Source organism: Candidatus Accumulibacter aalborgensis, from assembly GCF_900089955.1.
GTDB classification, from domain to species: Bacteria; Pseudomonadota; Gammaproteobacteria; order Burkholderiales; family Rhodocyclaceae; genus Accumulibacter; species Accumulibacter aalborgensis.
Window position 1 is genome coordinate 17831 of sequence record NZ_FLQX01000139.1, and the last position, 20040, is coordinate 37870.

The 20040-nt window shown below is 62.7% G+C and carries 20 protein-coding genes; 13 read left to right on the forward strand and 7 right to left on the reverse strand.

Annotated elements, in window-relative coordinates; genetic code table 11:
- Positions 1 to 53: 53 nt before the first annotated feature.
- Positions 54 to 1136, forward strand: coding sequence for a major royal jelly family protein (locus ACCAA_RS16715; protein WP_245754628.1), 1083 nt, complete (start codon positions 54 to 56; stop codon positions 1134 to 1136).
- 479 nt (positions 1137 to 1615) lie between these two features.
- Here the strand turns inward: ACCAA_RS16715 and ACCAA_RS16720 are convergent, their stop codons facing one another.
- The 4 genes from ACCAA_RS16720 to phoU all read right to left on the reverse strand — a co-directional run bounded on the left by ACCAA_RS16720 (position 1616) and on the right by phoU (position 5654).
- Complete coding sequence (locus ACCAA_RS16720; RefSeq protein WP_186408391.1) at positions 1616 to 2359, reverse strand: PEP-CTERM sorting domain-containing protein; 744 nt, start codon at positions 2357 to 2359, stop codon at positions 1616 to 1618.
- A 558-nt stretch (positions 2360 to 2917) separates the two neighbouring features.
- Complete coding sequence (phoR, locus tag ACCAA_RS16725; RefSeq protein ID WP_186408392.1) at positions 2918 to 4237, reverse strand: phosphate regulon sensor histidine kinase PhoR; 1320 nt, start codon at positions 4235 to 4237, stop codon at positions 2918 to 2920.
- Positions 4234 to 4956, reverse strand: coding sequence for a phosphate regulon transcriptional regulator PhoB (phoB, locus tag ACCAA_RS16730; RefSeq protein WP_186408393.1), 723 nt, complete (start codon positions 4954 to 4956; stop codon positions 4234 to 4236). Before phoB ends, phoR begins: the two co-directional genes overlap by 4 nt.
- Positions 4956 to 5654: a phosphate signaling complex protein PhoU gene (gene phoU, locus ACCAA_RS16735; RefSeq protein WP_186408394.1), complete on the reverse strand. Its 699-nt coding sequence runs from the start codon at positions 5652 to 5654 to the stop codon at positions 4956 to 4958. Before phoU ends, phoB begins: the two co-directional genes overlap by 1 nt.
- 82 nt (positions 5655 to 5736) lie before the next feature.
- Here phoU and ACCAA_RS16740 point away from each other — a divergent pair, with 82 nt between their 5' ends.
- The 9 genes from ACCAA_RS16740 to ACCAA_RS16775 all read left to right on the forward strand — a co-directional run bounded on the left by ACCAA_RS16740 (position 5737) and on the right by ACCAA_RS16775 (position 13864).
- Positions 5737 to 8646, forward strand: coding sequence for a monovalent cation/H+ antiporter subunit A (locus tag ACCAA_RS16740; RefSeq protein ID WP_245754629.1), 2910 nt, complete (start codon positions 5737 to 5739; stop codon positions 8644 to 8646).
- The gene (locus tag ACCAA_RS16745; RefSeq protein ID WP_186408395.1) at positions 8646 to 8999 is read left to right on the forward strand and encodes a Na+/H+ antiporter subunit C; all 354 of its coding nucleotides are present in this window, start codon (positions 8646 to 8648) and stop codon (positions 8997 to 8999) included. The genes ACCAA_RS16740 and ACCAA_RS16745 overlap by 1 nt, the downstream gene beginning before the upstream one ends.
- Positions 8996 to 10522, forward strand: coding sequence for a monovalent cation/H+ antiporter subunit D (locus ACCAA_RS16750; RefSeq protein WP_186408396.1), 1527 nt, complete (start codon positions 8996 to 8998; stop codon positions 10520 to 10522). Before ACCAA_RS16745 ends, ACCAA_RS16750 begins: the two co-directional genes overlap by 4 nt.
- Positions 10519 to 11010 carry a Na+/H+ antiporter subunit E gene (locus tag ACCAA_RS16755; protein WP_186408397.1) on the forward strand — a complete coding sequence of 164 codons (492 nt, stop codon included), beginning with the start codon at positions 10519 to 10521 and terminating at the stop codon, positions 11008 to 11010. Before ACCAA_RS16750 ends, ACCAA_RS16755 begins: the two co-directional genes overlap by 4 nt.
- A complete protein-coding gene (locus ACCAA_RS16760; RefSeq protein WP_186408398.1) occupies positions 11004 to 11279 on the forward strand; it encodes a K+/H+ antiporter subunit F in 276 nt (91 codons plus the stop codon). The genes ACCAA_RS16755 and ACCAA_RS16760 overlap by 7 nt, the downstream gene beginning before the upstream one ends.
- A 5-nt stretch (positions 11280 to 11284) precedes the next feature.
- Positions 11285 to 11656: a Na+/H+ antiporter subunit G gene (locus ACCAA_RS16765; RefSeq protein ID WP_186408411.1), complete on the forward strand. Its 372-nt coding sequence runs from the start codon at positions 11285 to 11287 to the stop codon at positions 11654 to 11656.
- 248 nt (positions 11657 to 11904) lie between these two features.
- Positions 11905 to 12162, forward strand: coding sequence for a cytochrome c (locus tag ACCAA_RS22210; protein WP_245754630.1), 258 nt, complete (start codon positions 11905 to 11907; stop codon positions 12160 to 12162).
- Positions 12159 to 12350 carry a hypothetical protein gene (locus ACCAA_RS22215; RefSeq protein ID WP_245754631.1) on the forward strand — a complete coding sequence of 64 codons (192 nt, stop codon included), beginning with the start codon at positions 12159 to 12161 and terminating at the stop codon, positions 12348 to 12350. Before ACCAA_RS22210 ends, ACCAA_RS22215 begins: the two co-directional genes overlap by 4 nt.
- 74 nt (positions 12351 to 12424) lie before the next feature.
- Complete coding sequence (locus tag ACCAA_RS16775; RefSeq protein WP_186408399.1) at positions 12425 to 13864, forward strand: DUF294 nucleotidyltransferase-like domain-containing protein; 1440 nt, start codon at positions 12425 to 12427, stop codon at positions 13862 to 13864.
- 113 nt (positions 13865 to 13977) lie between these two features.
- On the opposite strand, the gene ACCAA_RS16780 is transcribed toward ACCAA_RS16775, so the two are convergent.
- Together ACCAA_RS16780 and ACCAA_RS16785 are read right to left on the reverse strand one after the other, a co-directional pair.
- On the reverse strand, positions 13978 to 14253 hold the full coding sequence (locus tag ACCAA_RS16780) for an ArsR family transcriptional regulator (protein ID WP_186408400.1): 276 nt from the start codon (positions 14251 to 14253) through the stop codon (positions 13978 to 13980).
- Positions 14254 to 14506: 253 nt separating this feature from the next.
- The gene (locus ACCAA_RS16785) at positions 14507 to 15043 is read right to left on the reverse strand and encodes a phasin family protein (protein WP_186408401.1); all 537 of its coding nucleotides are present in this window, start codon (positions 15041 to 15043) and stop codon (positions 14507 to 14509) included.
- A 62-nt stretch (positions 15044 to 15105) separates the two neighbouring features.
- Here ACCAA_RS16785 and ACCAA_RS22220 point away from each other — a divergent pair, with 62 nt between their 5' ends.
- The 3 genes from ACCAA_RS22220 (at position 15106) to ACCAA_RS16800 (ending at position 18947) form a co-directional block, all read left to right on the forward strand.
- Complete coding sequence (locus ACCAA_RS22220; protein ID WP_245754632.1) at positions 15106 to 15459, forward strand: globin domain-containing protein; 354 nt, start codon at positions 15106 to 15108, stop codon at positions 15457 to 15459.
- Between the two features lie 81 nt (positions 15460 to 15540).
- Complete coding sequence (typA, locus tag ACCAA_RS16795; protein WP_186408402.1) at positions 15541 to 17379, forward strand: translational GTPase TypA; 1839 nt, start codon at positions 15541 to 15543, stop codon at positions 17377 to 17379.
- A complete protein-coding gene (locus tag ACCAA_RS16800) occupies positions 17376 to 18947 on the forward strand; it encodes a 4-hydroxyphenylacetate 3-hydroxylase family protein (RefSeq protein WP_186408403.1) in 1572 nt (523 codons plus the stop codon). Before typA ends, ACCAA_RS16800 begins: the two co-directional genes overlap by 4 nt.
- Before the next feature lie 146 nt (positions 18948 to 19093).
- On the opposite strand, the gene ACCAA_RS22225 is transcribed toward ACCAA_RS16800, so the two are convergent.
- Entirely contained in the window at positions 19094 to 19843 is a 750-nt protein-coding gene (locus ACCAA_RS22225) for an SEC-C metal-binding domain-containing protein (protein WP_245754633.1), read from the reverse strand.
- Positions 19844 to 20040: the final 197 nt, after the last annotated feature.

Here is a 20040-nt window from a genome sequence, read left to right on the forward strand (position 1 = left end):
TTGGATTAACCCGAAAGCCGTCCCTACCGACTACCGAAGAGGAGATGTCACGCATGCAACTCACCACATTTCGTAATCTCATCGGCGCCGCATTGATGGCAGGTGCCCAACTGGTCATTTCCGCACCGGCCGTTGGCACCCTCGAAACCGTCGCCGAATTGCCCATTCGGCCGGGCAATGTGTCCCCTACGCCGAACGGTCGGGTCTTCGCTACCGTGCATCCGCTGGATGTGCCGTCAGGCCTGCAATTGATCGAAATCACCGGTCCGGAAAGCTACCGCCCCTGGCCCTCGGCTGAACTGCAAAGCGATTCGACAACGCGTGGTGAAACACGCATTGATGCCCCACTAGGCATTACCCAGGATGGCAAGGGTCGCCTGTGGATCACCGACATGGGGCTGAATATCGGCAAGACCCGGCTGTGGGGTTTTGATATCGCCACCGGAAAGCTGGTCAGGAAGATTGACCTGCCGAGCGCTGTCGCACCCAAGGACAGCTTCATCCAGGATCTGGTCGTTGATGCCGGGCGCGGCTGGATCTACCTGGCAGACATCAACAACCCGGCCCTGCTGGCCGTACGCATCGAGGATGGGAAGGTTCGCCGTTTTCAGGGACATGCCAGTCTGCAGGCTGAAGAAGGTGCGGAAATACGGGTGGGTGGCAAGCCGACCTTCTTCGGCGGAAAGCCAGCCAAAGCGGGAGTCAATCCGCTGACTTTGTCACCTGACGGAAAGACACTGTATTTTGGTGCGATGACCGGAACTCACTGGTATTCCGTGCCAACACGCCTGTTGCGTCAAGGAAGCGATGCCGAAATTGCCGCCGCCATTCGCCTCATCGGGCGCAAGCCCGTCTCCGATGGCGCCACGACCGATGCCGCCGGCAACCACTTCTTTACCAATCTGAACGAGGATGGCATCGATCGTCTGGACACCCGGGGCGTACTGCAGCCGCTCGTTCGCGACCCCCTGCTGAACTGGGCTGACAGCGTAAAGTTTGGCGACCAAAGCTGGCTCTATATCTCGGTCAACCAACTGCACAAGACCAAGGCTTTCACGGGTGGCGAGGACCAGGGAACACCGCCCTACCGCATCATGCGAGTATGGACCGGAACAGCGGGAGCAGTACCCCGCTAGCTCTGCCGATTGGTACGTCCCGAAAGGAATGTGATTTCCCTTGCTGTGGCACAGCGGTACGCGGCGGGGTCACCTACCCAAAGCGCCTGACCGCCTGCTTCTGAACAACTTGCTTACTGCCTGTTTGGCGCCTGTTGCCGACGATCAGAGCGTTTCGCGCGAGCCTGACTGCACACAAGCGCAGGGCCTGACATTCCAACACACAAGAACGACCCAACCAAGCTGTTGTAATGTTAGATCTGACCCCGATGAGCGCTATCGGTGGTGGAGCGGTGATAGTCGATAAATTCGGCGGCGCGGGGGGAGGAGACCCTGTTCCGCTACGCTCCACGGGGTCTCCTCCCCCCGCAGAAGCAAGATCAACAGCCACAGCACAAACCAAAGCACAGGCAGAACCGGGACAGCGCCGTCCAGCTGCGACTGAAGTCAAGTACCCAGCTTAAACAGACTTGATTCTTGTCTTGACTTCGGGATCCACTTTAGCCCTGCGGCATGCGTGATGCATGCGACCATGGCCCCTTTGAATGCTTCTTGATGAGCAAGCTGATTAGGCCGGTAACAAAAAGAAGTGAGGTTGAAGGTTCAGGAGCCGAGGTGGGAGAACTTGAGCCGAAGAACTGAATCTCTGATAAGCCCACCCCAAAAGTCATATCATTAGCATAATTGCTTAGGATGTTGAAGCGTACAAACTGGGCTGTAACATTGAACGGAGACACCAGTTCGCCCAAATAGTCACTTGTCCCGGGTGCCTGAGAGAACAGGAAGGCGCCTAAGTTGGCATAGCTGGCTCCGTCATTTGACGTAGAAATGTCTACACTCCTAATACTTCGTTCAGTATAAGGAACCCCATTAAGATCACGGAAACTATTGAAATTCCAGACACGAAAACTGTTCAGAACATACTTAGAACCGAGATTAAACGTAATTGTCGGGCCTATATCTGTTGGGCCGTTTGTGAGAGATGGGATGAATGTGTTTGCATCCCACATTGTACCATCAGGGAGGTTAGTATGACGTCCGATGGCATCAAGCCCACTACCATCCACAACGTGGATGGCTGCTCGGTCATAGATTGAATTCGAACTTGTAAGTTCACTCGAAACTACGTAAATCGTGACACCCGAAATCGGACTGGCTTCCACCCGTCCTGGCCAGATAAACAGTTGTGACGTGAACAGTAACCCAGCAAACGCTTTCTGGTACCAAGTCAAAGTCAAGTTCATGTTTTTCTCCATTGGTTGTGTGGGCCTTGATCATCGTTCCGGCCGCGCCACGCTCACGGCACGGCTCGGGCGATTTGGCGAGAGCACGCGCGCCCTCGGGTGGAACGACGCTGGAAACGCCGCACCCCAGTGCGCCGCTGTCTCGCCGGCGACGCCGGCATTGCGTGCCGCGGATAGACCACTCCCGACTGCGGTGTGGCGCTCCCCGGTAGGTGGCCGGAATGATGATCAAGGCCGGTTGTGTGCAACGAATGTTTTTTAAAGCGCCTAAGGCCACGGACACACCTGGATCCGCGAAAAACACACCTTCACACCTTCCGCGGCCAAGCTTCTCAACCAGATGTGCAACCCGCGTCCCCCTCGACAAATTCAATATAGACCACGAAACACAGTATTTCAACCCGCAATTGTGCATCATCCCACCTTGCCACAAGCACCACGGTCGGGCGACCGCCATTGGCCACGTGTCAGCTTTTCCTCCAGTCCTGGCAAAGCGTTCCACACTCGGTAACGCCACCCTACCTGCACTCCCGACAAGCCCCGACCCCCAAACTTTCTTCAGGCTCCCGCCTTCAAGCGCCAGCCCGGAAACTCCGCGCGAAAAGTACTACCCTCCCCCACCTGCGACTCGATCCCGAGCTTCGCCTGGTGCCGCAGCAGGATGTGCTTGACGATGGCCAACCCCAGCCCGGTGCCGCCGGTGTCGCGCGAGCGGCCGCGATCGACGCGGTAGAAACGTTCGGTCAGCCGCGGCAGGTGCTCAGCGGGGATGCCGACACCGGAATCGCGTACCGCAAAGACTCCGGCCCCTCGGCGCACCGCCCATTCGATAACGATGTCGCCGCCGGCCGGGGTGTAGCGGATGGCATTCGACACCAGATTGCCAAAAGCGCTGTGCAATTCCTTGCGGTTGCCGCGCAAGGTGGGCCCCTGGCAAGCGATCTCGATCCGGTGCCGGCCTTCGCTGAGGCTTTTTGCTTCGGCCAGCAACTGCGCCAGCAGATCGGCCATGTCGACATCCTCTTCGCTTGCCGGGGCGTCTTCGGCTTCCAGCCGCGACAGGGTCAGCAGGTCGTCGACCAGGCTCAGCATGCGCGCGGTCTGGTCGCTCATCAGACGCGCGAAATGCTGGCGCTGATCGGCGTTCATCGCGCCGTCGTCGGCAAAATGCTCGAGGAAACCGCTGACCACGGTCAGCGGCGTGCGCAACTCATGCGACACGTTGGCGACGAATTCGCTACGCATCGACTCGACGCGGCGAGCGTCGGTCACGTCGAGGCTGACCAGCAACTTCTGCCGTTCGCCCAGGGGAACGACGCGCAGCGCGTAGATGCGCGTCCGCGCCGCCGGCGACTGGAGCAGGAAGGGAGCAGTCGCGTCCGGGCTGCCGAGATAGTCGCCAAACCCTGGCGTGCGGACGAGTTGCTCGATGATCGCGCCGGTATCACGCGGCATGTGGATTGCCAGGTGCGCCTCGGCGGCGCGGTTGTGCCACTGGATACGGTGGCTGCCATCAAGGATCACCAGGCCATCGGGGACGGCGTCCATCGCCTCGCGGAACGACCGCAGGCTGGCCTCGACGGCAGCGAGGTTCTTGGCGTCGAGGCGTAGTTTCCGCGACAGTTTGAGAAAAACTTCGCCCCAGGCGCCGCCGGCATCGGGATAGTGGGCGCTGTCGGCACGACCAGGAGTGTCAAGCCACGCCAGCAGTACCGATAGCCGGTGGGTTTGCGCGCAGACGACGAGCAGGAAACCGAGCGCCGCTGCCGCCCAACCCCAGGCCGAGCCATAAAGCAAGCCGGCGAGCAATGCCAGCGAGACAATCGGCAACACGCCGGTCAGCAGCGTCTTCGCAAACCACCGCCCGCCGGGGCTCATGGCGCCATCTGGTTCGCCCCGGCTCGATTGCTCAGTTTGTAGCCGGCTCCGCGAACGGTTTCGACCATCTGCTCGGCCGCCGGCCCGAGGGCGACGCGCAGGCGGCGGATGTGGATGTCGACCGTGCGGTCTTCGATATAGACGTGATCGCCCCAGACGTTGTCAAGCAGTTGCTGGCGCGAGTACACCCGCCCCGGGTTGGCGATCAGGAAACGCAGCAGCCTGAACTCGGTCGGCGTCAGCGTAATTCGCTGGCCGTCGACGCGCGCTTCGTGACTGACCGTGTCGAGTTCGATCGGGCCGGCGCTCAAGGTGCCCTTGACGAACTCGGGAGCGCAGCGGCGCAGCACCGCCTGCACCCGCGCGATGAGCTCCTTCGGGCTGAAGGGCTTGACGATGTAGTCGTCGGCGCCGCCTTCGAGTCCGGCGACGCGGTCGCTTTCCTCGCCGCGCGCGGTCAGCAGGATGACGGCCAGATTGCGCGTGCGCGGATCACTGCGCAGCCTGGCCGTCAACGCCAGACCCGATTTACCCGGCAGCATCCAGTCGATCAGCGCCAGATCGGGCAGTGTGGTGCGCAACAAGGTCTCGGCCTCTTCGGCGGTGTCGGCACAGAGCGGCTGATAGCCGCCGCAGACGAGCGTGAAGCGTAGGAGCTCCTGGATGCCCTTGTCGTCCTCGACGACAAGGATCAGCGGCAGACTAGATACCGCTTGCATCACGCTTGGTCCGCTTTCTTCCTGACCGCAGCGCTGTGCCGAATGTCGGTACCGCTGACCACATAAACCACATTTTCGGCAATGTTGGCCGCGTGATCGCCGACGCGTTCGATGGCTTTGGCAATCCAGATGATGTCCAGCGCCTCGCTGATCGTGCGTGGATCTTCCATCATATAGGTGATCAGTTGCCGCAAGATGGCGTTGAAGGCGGCGTCGATCGCCTTGTCGGAGCCGATGACATGGCGGGCGGCGTCGACATCCAGGCGTGCCAGCGAATCGAGCGCGCCCTGAAGCATATCGGTGGCCAGCCTTCCCGAATGGTACACGTCGGACAAGCGCGGGATGCGCTGACCGCCGGCCAAGTGCAGCTTGCGCGACATGTTGGCGATCTTGGACGCCTTGTCGCCAACCCGCTCGAGGTCGGTGACGATGCGCGAGATGGCCATAATCAGGCGCAGGTCGCGAGCGGTCGGTTGCCGGCGCGCGATCAGCAGGGTGCAGTCCTCGTCGATGCCGACTTCGTAGGCATCGACTTCGCTGTCGTTGTCGATAACCTGCTGCATCTCTTCCAGATTGCCGGTGCTGAAGGCATCGACCGCCGCCAGCACCTGACGTTCGACCAGGCCACCCATCTGCAGGATACGGGTACGGATGTTCTCGAGTTCAAGGTCGAACTGTTTGCTCAAGTGATCACTCATGGCTGCGGGCTCGCGTCGGAAGGCAGGTTGAACGGTTGAATCTTTTAATGCATATAGCTTGACGCTGCTATGTTACGGGAAGATGACGGATTGCCGGCGACCGACAGCTAGCGGCAAGGACCGCTATAATCGCGCCTCCGGCGCACTGCTTGACGACCCGGACAACGCGTTCCTCGATGAGGCCTGTGTGAATTCGAGTCTTCTGCTTGCGGCCATCCCGGCCACCGCTTTTGCCACCTTCAGCCTGCCCCTGCTGGTGCAGCGCTGCGGGCGCGCGGCGGCGACGCTGGCAGCAGCAACGGTCATGGCCACTTGCCTGGCGTTGCTGCTGCCGCTGGCCCCGGCCGCCTTCGCCGGTCATAGCGAAGTCGCGCGGCTGGCCTGGTTGCCGGGCTATGGACTCGATCTGAGCCTGCGCCTCGACGGTCTCGGGCTGCTCTTCTGCCTGTTGATTCTCGGCATCGGCCTGCTGGTCGTTCTCTACGCCTTCTACTATCTGCCGACCAGCGATCGTCTCGGGCGCTTCTATTCGATCCTGCTGCTCTTCATGGCCGCGATGCTCGGCATCGTGCTTTCCGAAAACCTGCTCCTGCTGCTGATTTTCTGGGAACTTACCAGCGTGTCGTCGTTCCTGCTCGTCGCCTACCGGAGCGACAAGTACGAGTCGCGCATCGGCGCCCGCATGGCGCTGGCGGTCACTGGCGGTGGCGGCCTGGCGCTGTTCGCCGGCATCGTCCTGCTCGGCCACATCGCCGGCAGCTTCGAGCTGACAGTGATCCTCGCTGCCGGCGAGCAGATCCGCGCACACGCGCTCTACGCGCCAGCGCTGATCCTGATCCTGATCGGTGCCTTCACCAAGTCGGCGCAGTTTCCTTTCCACTTCTGGCTACCAAGCGCGATGGCGGCGCCGACGCCGGTGTCGGCGTATCTGCATTCGGCGACGATGGTCAAGGCCGGCGTCTTCCTGCTCGCGCGTCTGTACCCGGCGCTCGGCAGTAGCGACCTGTGGTTCTGGATGGTCGGCGGCAGCGGCGCGATGACCCTCGTCTACGCCGCCGCAACGGCGCTTTTTCGCAATGACATCAAGGGGCTGCTGGCCTACTCGACGATCAGCCATCTCGGTCTGATCACCCTCCTGTTCGGGCTCGACACGCCGCTGTCGGTGGTCGCCGGTATCTTTCACATCATCAACCACGCGATCTTCAAGGCCTCGCTGTTCATGGCCGCCGGGGTCATCGACCACGAATGCGGCACGCGCGACATGCGCCGCGTCAATGGCATGTTCCGTGTGATGCCGATCACCGCCACCCTGGCGATCATTGCGGCTGGCTCGATGGCCGGCGTACCGCTGCTGAACGGCTTCCTGAGCAAGGAAATGTTCTTTGCCGAAACGATCAGCTACCCGCAGTTCGAACCCCTCGGCTGGGCCCTGCCGCTGTTTGCGACCATCGCCGGCATGCTCGCCGTCGCCTACTCGTCGCGCTTCATTCACGACGTTTTCTTCAATGGCGAGCCGATCGACCTGCCGCGTCAGCCGCACGAGCCGCCGCGCTGGATGCGAGCGCCGATCGAACTACTGGTCCTGCTCTGCCTGCTGGTCGGCATTTTTCCGGGATGGACCGTCGGCCCGCTGCTCGCTGCCGCCGCTGGTGCCACGCTGCAGGCGCCGCTGCCGGACTTTCATCTGGCGCTCTGGCACGGCTTCAACAAGCCTTTGCTGATGAGCACGCTGGCGCTGGCCGGCGGCGTACTGATCTATGCCCTGCGTCGCCCTCTTTTCGCCTGGCAGGCGCACTTGCCGCCGCTGCACCCGCGCACGGCCTTCGAGCGTTTCTATCGCGCCCTCGCCGCGGGCGCGCGCCGCACGCTGGCCGTGCTGGACAACGGCTCGCTGCAACGCTACAGCGCCCTGCTGGTCAGCTTCATCGTGCTGCTCGGCGGCTGGGCTTTTGTTTCGGGACCGAGCGCCGACGTCCGCTTGCCCGGTCAACCAGCCGACGAGGCAGCGGTCGGCGCGCTGCTCGTTCTGCTGCTCGGCGCGCTGGGAGCCACCGCGCTGTACCGGGAACGGCTGCTGGCAGTGATTCTGGTCAGCGTCGTCGGCCTGGTCGTAACGCTGATCTTCATTCGCCTGTCGGCCCCCGACCTGGCGCTGACCCAGCTCGCCGTCGAAATGGGGACGATCATTCTGCTGCTCCTGGTGCTCTACTATCTGCCGCCGCGCAGCGCGCCCAGGAGCAGTGCCCGCCGACTGAGCCGCGACCTGCTGCTGGCGCTGCTCGCCGGTGGCGGCCTCGGTCTGGTCACCCTGCAGATGCTCGCGTCGCCGTTCGAGACGATGTCGGGATTCTATCTGCAGCAATCGCTTCCCGGCGGCGGCGGCGCCAACGTCGTCAATGTGATCCTGGTCGATTTTCGTGGTTTCGATACTCTCGGCGAAATCACCGTACTGGCGATGGTCGGCCTCGCCGCGCACGCACTGCTCGACCGCCTGGTCCTGCTGGCACCGCAGCACGACGCTGACGGCCGGCCCTGGGCCGCGGAAGCACACCCGCTTTTCCTGTCGATGCTGATGCGCCCCTTGCTACCCCTGTCGCTGACCGTATCGGTCTACCTCTTCCTGCGCGGGCATAACGTCCCGGGTGGCGGTTTCGTCGCCGGCCTGATCACCAGTGTCGCGCTGGTCATGCAGTATCTGGCCAACGGCATCGCCTTCGCACAGCCGCGAATGCCACGCCACGCGGTCAGGCTACTGGCCCTGGGGCTCTTTCTGGCAGCCGGCATCGGGCTGACGAGCTGGCTGTTTGGTCGCCCGTTCCTGACCAGCGCCCATGGTCATGTGCAGTTGCCGCTGATCGGTGACCTCGAACTCGCTTCGGCGATGGTCTTCGATCTCGGCGTCTACGTCGTCGTGGTGACGGTGGTACTGACCGTCCTCGCGGGACTCGGCAGTTTGTCGCTGCGTGCCCGCAGCCAGATTGAGGAAGTCTGATGGAGGATCTGCTGGCCATCGCCGTCGCGGTGCTCACCGCCTGTGGTGTGTTCCTCATCCTGCGTGCCCGCACCTTCCCGGTACTGCTCGGCCTGACGCTGCTCTCGTATGCCGTCAATCTCTTTCTCTTTGCCAGCGGCCGCCTGCGGCTAGGCGCGCCGCCGCTGATCCGCGCCGGCGCCAGTTACACCGATCCCTTGCCGCAGGCACTGGTGCTGACGGCGATCGTGATCGGTTTCGGAATGACCGCCTATCTGGCGATGCTGGCCTTGCGTGCGCTCGCCGAGTCGGGTAGTGATCACGTCGACACGGCCAAGGAGCGCTGCCAAGAGCGCTCGAAAGATCCGCGATGAACGCGCATGCGCCGATCCTGCCGATCCTCATCCCCTTTGCCGCCGCCCTGCTGCAAATGGCGACCGATCGACTGGCTTTCCAGCGCATCGTCGGGCTGCTGACGACAGCGCTGCTGGTGGTCGTCACTGCCTGGCTGGTGCTGCTCGCCGACGACGGCGTGTTACGTGTCTACGCACTCGGTGACTGGCCGGCACCTTTCGGCATCGTGCTGGTCGTCGATCGGCTGGCAGCGGGGATGACCCTGCTCACCGCCGTCCTCGGCTTCCTCGCACTGCTTTATGCGAGCGCCGGCTTCGACGCGCGCGGACGGCATTTCCACCCGCTCTTCCAGTTCCAGTTGGTCGGCTTGAGTGGCGCTTTCCTGACCGGCGACCTGTTCAATCTGTTCGTCTTCTTCGAAGTGATGCTGCTCGCCTCGTACGCCTTGCTGGCGCACGGCGGCGGGCTGGCGAGGACGCGCGCAGGGATCAGCTACGTGGTGCTCAACCTGGTCGGGTCGGCGCTCTTCCTGATCGCCCTCGGGCTGCTCTACGGCACGCTCGGCACCTTGAACCTGGCTGATCTGGCGTCTCGCCTGCCGCTCGCCGGACACGACCAGGCACTGGCCCGACTGGCGTTCGCCCTGCTGATCGCCGTCTTCGTTCTCAAGGCCGGGCTATTGCCGCTGTCCTTCTGGCTGCCGCCTACCTACACCGCCGCCGGCGCGCCGGTCGCCGCGCTGTTCGCGATCATGACCAAGGTCGGCATCGTCGCCATCCTGCGCGTCCAGGCCATCGCCCTGACTCCAGCGATCCCCGATCTGCTCGACCGATGGCTGACCACGCTGGCGCTGGCCACCGTCGTCTTCGCGGCACTCGGCGTTCTCGCTGCGGCCCGGCTGCGGGCACTGGCTGCCTGGCTAGTCCTGTTGTCAGCGGCTACCCTGCTGATCACGCCAGCGCAAGCGAGTGCGCCAGTCGACGCAGCAGCGCTCTACTACCTCGTGCAATCGACGCTGGCCGGCGCTGCTTTCTTCCTCCTGGCCGGAGTCATCGCCGACCAGCGCGGTGGGGCCAGCGATTACTTCAAGGCCGGGCCACAGCCAGCGATCTGGGTGAAGATCGCCTTCCTGATCCTGGCGACAACGGTCGCCGGGCTGCCGCCTTTCTCGGGCTTCGTCGGCAAACTGATGCTGCTGACGACGCTGCGTGCGGTCAGCTCCGGAACGGCGATCTGGGTGGCCATCTGGGTGGTCTTGCTGGCTTCGAGCTTCATCGTCATGATCGCGCTGGCCCGCGACGGTTGCCTGCTGATCTGGGAGCACGAGGCGCTGGCCGGACAGCCGCCGGCCGAGGGCATCGCCTGGCAGAGAGCAACGGCGACCCTGCTGCTCGTCGCCGCCGGCCCACTGCTGGCCCTGTTCGCCCGCCCGCTGGCCGATTACGCCGAACGCGCAGCGAACCAACTGCATACGCCTGGCGCTTACGTGGCCGGCGTTCTCGCGCCGACAGCGGCGAAGAACGGCGGCGAGGAGGCACGATGATGCGCAGGTTCTTCCCGCGCCCGCTCCTGTCGCTGACCGTTCTCTTGCTGTGGGTGGTGATCACCAATGCCGCCTCGCTCGGGCTGCTGTTGTTTGGCGGTCTATTGGCGCTCGCTGTGCCGCTGGTGACGAGGCCCTTCTGGCCGGACCCGCCGCGCCTCGTCCGGCCCTGGCCGGCACTGCGCTTCCTCGGTATCTTCGCGCTCGACATCGTCACTGCCAACTGGCGGGTCGCGCGCCTGGTCATCGGGCCGCTGCACCGCCTGTCGCCGGCCTTCGTCGAGGTACCGCTCGATCTGCGCGACCCGTTTGTCGCCACCTTGCTGGCCAGCGTCGTGTCGCTGACCCCCGGCACGGTGTCTATCGACGTCGACCGGCAGCGCTGGATTCTACTGGTCCATGCCCTCGACGCGCCTGACCCGCAGGCACTGGTACGCGAGATCAAGGATCGTTACGAAAAGCCGCTCAAGGAGATCTTCGCATGCTGAATGTGAATACTGCCGTCGAGATCGCCTTCGTCCTCATCGGCGCGGCGCTGGCGCTCAACGTCTATCGACTGCTACGCGGCCCGGACACTACCGACCGCATTCTGGCGCTCGACACGCTGGGCATCAATGCCATTGCGCTGCTCGTGCTGTTCGGCATCAGCACTGCCAGCACCGCTTATTTCGAGGCCGCGCTGCTGCTTGCGTTGCTCGGCTTCGTCGGCACCGTCGCGCTGTGCAAGTTTCTCTTGCGCGGAGACATCATCGAATGAGCACGATGAGTACGGCCACCGAATATGCTGTCGCCGCGCTGATTGTCCTCGGCGCGCTGTTCGTCCTGCTCGGCTCGATCGGCCTGGCGCGCCTGCCCGATTTCCTGACCCGCCTGCACGGACCAACCAAGGCGACGACGCTCGGTGTCGGCGCGCTGCTACTCGCTTCGGCGATCTTCTTCTCGACCCGGCCTGACAGGGGGGTGAGCCTGCACGAACTGGCGATCCTCTTCTTCCTGTTCATCACCGCGCCAGTAACGGCGCACCTGCTCGCCAAAGCAGCACTGCACCGGCAGGCAAAGGCGCGTGACGGCGAGCAGCGCACGACCGCGGACCGCGAAAAGGCCCGTTCAGCTCCTGAAAGTCCGTTGGGGTGAGCTGGCGAACGCCAACACGGTGCCAATCTTCGCTCGATGCGCCATAAGCGCACTGGTCAACAGAGCATCGCCGGTTTATGGCGAGCGCGAGCTGGTGGGTTGTTGGGGTTCGCCAGCTCACCCCAACCTCGCTGCCTCCGGCAGAATAACCAAAGTGAGAAGCACTGCTTGACCGAGGTACATACACCGACGATACTGCTTGGGCATGTTCTGGTATTGCCCTTGATTCTCACTGGAGGACTCACCTAATGTACAAGCCGCTCACTTTTGCTTTCTTTGTGGCGCTGATTCCCGCTTTTGCGCTGGCGCAGCCACCCGCCGAAAAAAAGGCTGACATCGAGATCCGGGACTACAAGGGGAACACCTCCCCCACCGAGAAGGTCGAGGCACTCAGGCTCACGGGCAATGCCAAGGCAGGCCAGGCGGAATACGAAGAGTACTGTGCAGCCTGCCATCTGCCGATGGGAAGTGGAAATCCCGATGGCAGTATCTGTTGCGTCAGATGACTGAAATCCGTGCTGCAAAGCGACGCGATGTCCCACCGGAAATGTTCAGGGTCATCACGAAATACGACGATGCTCAGTTGGTTGCCATCGCTGCCTATCAGGCGAGTCTGACGACCCCGAAGTCAATGCTGATGCAGAGCGGTTCGATGTGCAAGACGGCCTCTGCGAAGGGCGGCAAGATGAAGTAGTGTGATTTTGGCCGCAGCGGACACCGCGTGTACGCTGGCGGAACAAGAAAGTCAAGCACAGGGAGCAGCGACCGATGGCTGAAGAAGGTCAGTTTTTTCGCCCCGTAAAGGACTTCTGCCAGCGCACGGTGGTCACCTGCGGACCCGATGACGCGCTCGTCGACGTGGTCAGGATCATGCGCGAGAAGAACATTTCGAGCGTCGTGGTTTGCGCAAACAAGCTGCCGGTGGGCATCATGACCGACCGCGATCTGCGTAACAAGGTAGTCGCTTCCGGCGCCGACCCCTCGACTCTCACGGTCAGGGCGATCATGAATAGCCCGCTGTCGGTGATTGGCGAGAGCGATCTGCTCTACGAAGCGCTGTACCGGATGTCGCGCCAGAACATCCATCGTCTGGCGGTGGTCGATGGCAAGGGAAAACTGTCGGGTATCATCACCGACAGCGACATCATCCGCCTGCAGTCGCACTCGCCACAGCAACTGGTGCTCGACATCGAGAGGACCAGCGATCTCGGCGAACTGAAAGCGGTGTACTCGCGAATCCAGAGCCTGGTCCTGCATCTCAGCGGTAGCGGCACGCGCACGCGCGACGTGGTGCGCATGATTGCCCACCTCAACGACCAGATCCTGCTACGTCTGATTACGCTGCTGCGCGAGGACCGTTTTGCCGATTTGCCGGAGCGCTTCGCCGTGGTGGTTCTCGGCAGCGAAGGACGGGGCGAGCAGACGCTGCTCACCGATCAGGACAATGCCATCGTCTATGGCGACGAACTCGGAGCCGACGAGATTAGGCAGATCGAAGAGTTCTCGCAGGTCTTGATCGGCTCCTTGATCACCATCGGCATCCCCCCCTGCCCTGGCGGAATCATGGCCAACAAGGAGGAGTGGCGGCGAAGTCTGGGCACATGGAGAGAGCAGCTCGACCGCTGGCTACAGGCACCGACGCCGAACAACGTCCTCAGTTGCGGAACGTTTGTCGACATTCGGACGATCTACGGCGACCCGTGTTTCGAGCACGAACTGAAAGCGCAAGTGTACAAGTACGTACAGCGGGACAAGCTGTTCCTGATGCGCATGGTCGAGAATACGCTGCGCTTCGCGCCCCCGATCGGCTGGTTCGGCAAGATCAAGGGTGAGAAGGACGGTGACCATTCCGGTATGCTGGAGATCAAGAAAGCAGGAATCTTTGCCATTTCCGAGGGCGTCAAGGCGCTGGCCATTCAGGCCGGCAAGCTCAAGGGGAGCACCCACCAGCGCCTCGAAGCGCTGGTCAAGGACAAGGTGCTGAGCAAGAAAATCGCCGATAACATCGCCGAGAGCTTCGACTTTCTCGTTCTGATGCGCCTGCGCGGGCAGGTGGAGGCGGTTCGCGAAGGGCGCAAGCCGGACAACTACGTCGCGCTCGAACGCCTGAACATGATGGAGCTGGGCCGGCTGCAGATCGCCCTCAAGGGCGTCGAGAAATTCCAGGAGTTCATCAAGGGCCACTTCAATCTGCATCTGCTCAGATAGCCGAAGCAGCGTCGGCGTTCAACGGGGGGACCCGCTGAGCCGCCGTCGCAAGGAGCAGAACCGCGCACGACCCCGGCGTCAGGGCCGGCCAGGTTCCAGCCGCTCAAATCCGGTCAATACGCGGTGGCTTCCGCGTCGTCATCCTTCTTGACCCCTGGCTTCCGACCTCGCGACGGAGTCGGCAGGTCGCAGGACAGCCGACAACTGATTCCCTCGATTTTCCGGCCCTCGATGAAACGCGTCACCTTGCAACAAATCACATCGCCCGCCGCCGCGAGCCGCGCAACCTCATCGCGAAGCTCGGCGAGTGGAATGTTGAGCGCCTCGGCCATATCGACGTCAAGCTGCTCTGCATTGGCCCTCAGGTAACCAAGAATCGTTTCGCTCATCTGACTACTCCCAAAAATGCCTTCGCCAATCCGAAAACCAGCATAGTGTGCGCCGCAGAACCCGTTCTGGCAATTGCCAGTCTTTCTCGGCGCAACAATCAGGGTTGCGCAATGACGGCTGGTCATCGTGGCTCGGCGCCGACCAGTCAGGGAAGGTCGCTCGCTGCCGCCGCCATCAGACGCAAAAACCCGATGCCTTGGCATCGGGTCGAACTGCAACTACGCGCGCTGACAAGCCGCGACCGCGGCAGCGTCAGGCCGGCTTGGCGAGCAGCTTGACCGCCGACTCGCCGGCCGCCGTCGCACTTGCCTGAGCGCTGTCCGCCACCTGCCTGCCGACCTCACTCGCCTGACCATAGACCTGCTTGGCCGCGGCCATCAGCGACTTCGCTGTCGCGGCGGCAAAGCCGACAGCCGGCGGCAGATTCTGGCGACCGTCATTGATCGCCGCGAAGAGGTCGCCACCAACCTGGCGAAGGTGGCCTTCGAAGACCTGGACGACCGCACTCGATGACTCGTTGCAGATCTTGTAGGCACGACGCGAGTAGGCCATCGACTGGTCAAGTGCAGCCATGGCCATCGGCTTTTGCAGCGCCTTCAGACCGGCCAGATCCCTCACCTCCGACAGCGCGGCGAAGTTCTCGGCGCCGCGCTCGGCGAAAGCACGTGCCGTCTGAAGATTCAAGGTGGCCAGCGCGCCGATTCCCGTCAGCGAAGTGTTGATGATGGTATTCAGGGCTTCCAGACCCGCCTTGTTGGTACTGGTAAATTTCTCTGCTACGTTGTACACGGTACTCTCCTTGAGATTGCAAACTTTTTGCACCTTGCTCAGGCGAACCCGCCAGAGTCAAATTGCTGCGACGCAACAAGGATGTATTGTATCAATCCAAAAGGAGTTGTCAACACTTTATGTTGCGCCGCAGCATTTCTGTCGCCACATCCGGGGGCAGCGCCAAGCGCTTCTTCACCCAGCAGAATGTCAGACGAGAAGCCGCGGCACAGCAGCAGTCGCTGCGGGTAGAAATCGGCCATCCGATGCTGCGCCGCGGTCACATGCCCTTTGCCATCGGTGAAGCCGAGCGTGATCAGTGGGTCGCGTGCATGTTTCTGGCCATGGAGTCGGTCGGTATTGACCAACCCGCGCGCGAAAAGCTGCTGTCGTCGTTCTACAGCACCGCCGATTTCACGCGCAATCAACCCGCCTGAGCCATCACGGCCTTTTTGCAGCGCAGCAGGAACGGCGTCCTGTGCTAGACTACTGGCCCTTCCTGAAAGGCTTGACCCTCTATGTCCCGCGCCGTCCGTAACATCGCCATCATTGCCCACGTCGACCACGGCAAGACCACCCTGGTCGACAAGCTGCTGGTCCAGGCCGGCACTTTCTCGGCCCACCAGCACATCACCGAACGGATGATGGACTCGAACGACCTCGAGAAAGAGCGCGGGATCACGATCCTGGCCAAGAATCTGGCGGTAGACTATCTGGGCGTGCATATCAACATCGTCGACACGCCGGGGCACGCCGACTTCGGCGGCGAAGTGGAACGAGTGCTGTCGATGGTCGATGGCGTCCTGCTGCTGGTCGATGCCGTTGAAGGGCCGATGCCGCAGACGCGCTTCGTCACCAAGAAGGCGCTGGCCCTCGGTCTGAAGCCGATCGTCGTGGTGAACAAGATCGACCGCGACGGTGCCCGGCCTGACTGGGTCGTCGATCACACTTTCGACCTGTTCGACAAACTCGGTGCCAATGACCAGCAGCTCGATTTCCCGGTGATCTACGCGTCGGCGATCAACGGCTATGCGACACTCGACCTGGCCAAGCCCTCGCCGAACATGCGGCCGATGTTCGACACCATCCTCAAGCATGTTTCGCCTCCGCACGCCGACGAGATCGACGGGCCGCTGCAACTGCAGATCTCGGCGCTGGATTACTCGAGCTACGTCGGACGCATCGGCATCGGCCGCATTCAGCGCGGACGCCTGAAGCCGGCCCAGCAGGTGATCGTCATGTATGGCCAGGCCGATGCCGCCGGCAAGTTCGAGCATGGCTCGCCGAAGGCGGCCAAGGTCGGCCAGGTCTTCGGCTTCCAGGGGCTGGAACGGGTATCGATGGACGAAGCACTGGCCGGCGACATCGTGCTGGTCACCGGCATCGACGACCTGTCGATCGGCTGCACGATCACCGATGTCGAGCGACCCGAAGCGCTGCCGATGCTGAAGATCGACGAGCCGACGCTGAACATGACTTTCATGGTCAACAACTCGCCCTACGCCGGTACTGAAGGCAAGTTCGTCACCAGCCGGCAGATCGGCGAGCGACTGCGCAAGGAGTTGCTGACCAACATGGCGCTGCGCGTCGAAGAAACGACAGACACCGACAGTTTTCTGGTTTCCGGGCGCGGCGAGCTGCACCTGACGATTCTCCTTGAAACCATGCGCCGCGAGGGTTACGAGCTGGCGGTCGGCCGTCCACGGGTGATTCTCAAGGAAATCGAAGGCGAGCAGTGCGAGCCCTATGAAATGCTGACCCTCGACGTCGAGGAAGCGCACCAGGGCGCAGTCATGGAGGCGCTGGGCTATCGGCGTGGCGACCTGCAGGACATGTCCTCCGATGGACGCGGCCGCGTCCGCCTCGAGTACCGCATCCCGGCGCGCGGCCTGATCGGCTTCCAGGGCGAGGTGATGAACCTGACGCGCGGCACCGGACTGGTGAGTCACGTTTTCGACGAGTACGCCCCGGTCAAGGGCGACATTTCGGGCCGCCGCAACGGCGTCCTGATTTCAGGCGAGAAGGGCGAGGCCGTCGCCTATGCACTTTGGAAGCTACAGGAGCGCGGCCGGATGTTCACCGTTCCGGGCGACAGGCTCTATGAGGGAATGGTGATCGGCATCCACAGCCGCGAGAACGACCTGGTCGTCAATCCGATCAAAGGCAAGCAACTGACCAACATCCGTTCTTCTGGAACCGACGAGGCAGTTCGACTGGTGCCGCCGGTCGCGCTGACGCTCGAGTCCGCGGTCGAATTCATCAACGACGATGAGCTGGTCGAAATCACGCCGAAGAGCATCCGCATCCGCAAGCGCCTGCTCACCGACCACGAGCGGCGAAGGGCCTCACGCGAATGATGAACGGCGCCGAGTACCGCGAGTCGCTGCGGTGCTACCGGCCGACGGTCTACGTCGACGGCGAACTGATCGAATCGGTCGCCGATGCGCCCGCGCTGCAGCCGGGAATCAACGCCCTGGCAGTGACCTACGATTTCGCCCTCGACGCCGCAAAATCGCCGCTGATGACCGCCGTGCAATCGGCCAGCGGACGAACGGTCAACCGCATGCTGCACATCAACGAGTCTTCAGGCGACCTGTTGAACAAGCTCGAGGCGGTGCGCATCCTGTGTCAGGAGACCGGCTGTGCGCAGCGCTACCTGGCGCACGACGCGCTGAATGCCCTCCATCAGGTAGCCGCCCGGATCGACGACGCGCGCGGCGGCAGCGAACACCGTTCCCGTTTCGCCGCTTACCTCGAAGATGTGCAGGATCGCGACCTGGCGCTGGGAATCGCCATGACCGACGCCAAGGGCGAGCGCTCCAAACGTCCACACCAGCAGGCCAACCCGGATACCTATGTGCATGTCGTCGAGCGCACGGCGAAGGGAATCGTCATCTCCGGAACCAAGGCGATTGTCACGGGCGCGCCGTACATGCACGAACTCCTGGTCATGCCGAGCCGCAACATGACCCCCGCCGATGCCGACTTCGCCGTTTGTTGCGCCTTGCCGGTCGATGCCCCGGGGGTGACCATCGTCGCCCGCCCGGCAGGCCGCCCTGGCGAGAAGGTCGAACACGGAGCTGCGCTGTTTTCACGGCGTTACGGGCAATCGACCGCCGTGGTCATCCTCGACCGCGTCTTCGTCCCCTGGGAGCGCGTCTTCTTTGCTGGCGAGTGGGAGCACTCAGCTTCGCTGACCTACCACTACGCGACGCACCATCGGCACAGTTGCATCGCCGCGAGGGCTGGCTTTGGCGACCTGCTGATCGGTGCCGGCGCGCTGATGTGCGAGGCCAACGGCTTCGATCCGGGCAGAACAGCCAGCCTGCGCGAACCGATGGTCGAACTGATCAAGATCACCGAAGGCTTTTTCGCCTGCGGCGTCGCCGCCAGCGTCTATGGCAGCAGCGACCCGTACAGTGGCAGCTTCATGCCCGAGCCTGTTTTTGCCAACATCGGCAAGCTCCTGCTGGCCACCCAGATCTACGACATGCACCGCCTGGCGCACGAAGTGTCGGGCGGTTTGATCGTCGCCCTGCCCGGACCGGACGAAGACCACAACCCGGCGACCGCCGCGACACTGGCCGAAGTCCTGCGCGCCAACCCGGACGTACCCTACGACAAGCGGATCGAGGTGGCGCGCTTCATCGAAGACCTGACCGCTTCGTACCAGGGCGGCTGGTACTCGGTGATCAGCCTGCATGGCGGCGGCTCACCGGCCGCCATGAAGCAGGAGATCTGGCGTAACTACCCGCTGGGCAGCAAGGTCGAACTGGTCGAAAGGCTTCTCGACCGCGGCGTACTCCACGATGAGTCGCGTTCGATCACCCGTAATCGCCAACCCGGACGATGTTGCGACGCGGGTTGCTCGCCGCCGGGACAAGCGATCATGGTGCCCCTCCCGAGCCAGGACAAGAACGCCTGACTGGTACGTGCCGTGAATCGCCCGGCCAGGGGATGCGTGTCGGCGCCCATTCGCACACGTGCCTGCAAACCTTCACCGGGATAATCGAGGGGGAGGTGTTGCATCGCACCAGATGAGCGCGGAGAGCAATTGTGGGTTCATTCTGGTCAGTCAGGGATCGCGTCGGCGCAACACCGCTTATATTTCTTGCCGGAGCCACACGGACACGGCTCATTGCGGCCGATTTTTGGACGATGCAATGACTCTCTCTTCTTCCCTATGCATTTCATGTCCGCGTTCCGCTGCGCGAGGCACGCCAGGTATGCCGGGTGGCGCTTGCCGTAAGCCGCCCAGAGCCGATCGAGGGTGGCGTCGTGCCCCGGCTCAGGTATGAACTCAATCCGACCAGACAAATTCACCGCAACCTCTCCAACCGGCTGGGGGTCCCCGGCAGTCGCCAACTGGTAGAACTGCACGACGACGTCGCCACAATCGCACGCCGGGTTGATGCAATAGCCATCGAATGCTTCGAAGACTCCCGGGTCACCGTCGAACAAATACCGGTCGCGCCGAACCCAATTGAAAACGTCGCGGTAAGCCACCATGTCGCCTGGTTGCCAGGCAGAAACCTCAATCGTCTTGGCAGCGAGAACGACTTCCCGTTGATCCGGATAACCTTTGCCGAGGACCCACAGTCTGGCGATGTCATCGAGAACATCACCCTGGAGGCGGTCGACGATGGCAGCAATGCGAGGCTCCACATCCGTTGCTGCCAGTGCCTGGCCGTGAAGGTCCGCAGGCGTGACGGCGTCGATATTCAGCATGAAGGACGTGAGTCCTTCGATCGCTGCCGCGGCGGCGACGTATCCGTGGCCGGCTTGCCAGGCTTCGCGCACGCGCAGGCCGCGCGTGAGCAACGCGTCACGACTTTCGTCCGAGGCAAGGATCAGCGCCTCACGACATTTGCAGCGCTGGTCGGGACAGGTGTGTACCCAGACCCACAGGGGACCGATTCCCGGAAGCTCGAACACTCCATCGTCGAGTGCGAGAACAGGTCCGGTAGTTCTCCGTCCGCTTGCCGTCTGGTGTTGCCTTGAGGAGGCGCTTGCTGTGT

Coding starts and splice junctions, on each gene's coding strand:
- ACCAA_RS16715 (WP_245754628.1), top strand. CDS start 54: ATGCAACTCACCACATTTCGTAATCTCATCGGCGCCGCATTGATGGCA.
- ACCAA_RS16720 (WP_186408391.1), bottom strand. CDS start 2,359: ATGAACTTGACTTTGACTTGGTACCAGAAAGCGTTTGCTGGGTTACTG.
- phoR (WP_186408392.1), bottom strand. CDS start 4,237: ATGAGCCCCGGCGGGCGGTGGTTTGCGAAGACGCTGCTGACCGGCGTG.
- phoB (WP_186408393.1), bottom strand. CDS start 4,956: ATGCAAGCGGTATCTAGTCTGCCGCTGATCCTTGTCGTCGAGGACGAC.
- phoU (WP_186408394.1), bottom strand. CDS start 5,654: ATGAGTGATCACTTGAGCAAACAGTTCGACCTTGAACTCGAGAACATC.
- ACCAA_RS16740 (WP_245754629.1), top strand. CDS start 5,737: ATGACGGATTGCCGGCGACCGACAGCTAGCGGCAAGGACCGCTATAAT.
- ACCAA_RS16745 (WP_186408395.1), top strand. CDS start 8,646: ATGGAGGATCTGCTGGCCATCGCCGTCGCGGTGCTCACCGCCTGTGGT.
- ACCAA_RS16750 (WP_186408396.1), top strand. CDS start 8,996: ATGAACGCGCATGCGCCGATCCTGCCGATCCTCATCCCCTTTGCCGCC.
- ACCAA_RS16755 (WP_186408397.1), top strand. CDS start 10,519: ATGATGCGCAGGTTCTTCCCGCGCCCGCTCCTGTCGCTGACCGTTCTC.
- ACCAA_RS16760 (WP_186408398.1), top strand. CDS start 11,004: ATGCTGAATGTGAATACTGCCGTCGAGATCGCCTTCGTCCTCATCGGC.
- ACCAA_RS16765 (WP_186408411.1), top strand. CDS start 11,285: ATGAGTACGGCCACCGAATATGCTGTCGCCGCGCTGATTGTCCTCGGC.
- ACCAA_RS22210 (WP_245754630.1), top strand. CDS start 11,905: ATGTACAAGCCGCTCACTTTTGCTTTCTTTGTGGCGCTGATTCCCGCT.
- ACCAA_RS22215 (WP_245754631.1), top strand. CDS start 12,159: ATGACTGAAATCCGTGCTGCAAAGCGACGCGATGTCCCACCGGAAATG.
- ACCAA_RS16775 (WP_186408399.1), top strand. CDS start 12,425: ATGGCTGAAGAAGGTCAGTTTTTTCGCCCCGTAAAGGACTTCTGCCAG.
- ACCAA_RS16780 (WP_186408400.1), bottom strand. CDS start 14,253: ATGAGCGAAACGATTCTTGGTTACCTGAGGGCCAATGCAGAGCAGCTT.
- typA (WP_186408402.1), top strand. CDS start 15,541: ATGTCCCGCGCCGTCCGTAACATCGCCATCATTGCCCACGTCGACCAC.
- ACCAA_RS16800 (WP_186408403.1), top strand. CDS start 17,376: ATGATGAACGGCGCCGAGTACCGCGAGTCGCTGCGGTGCTACCGGCCG.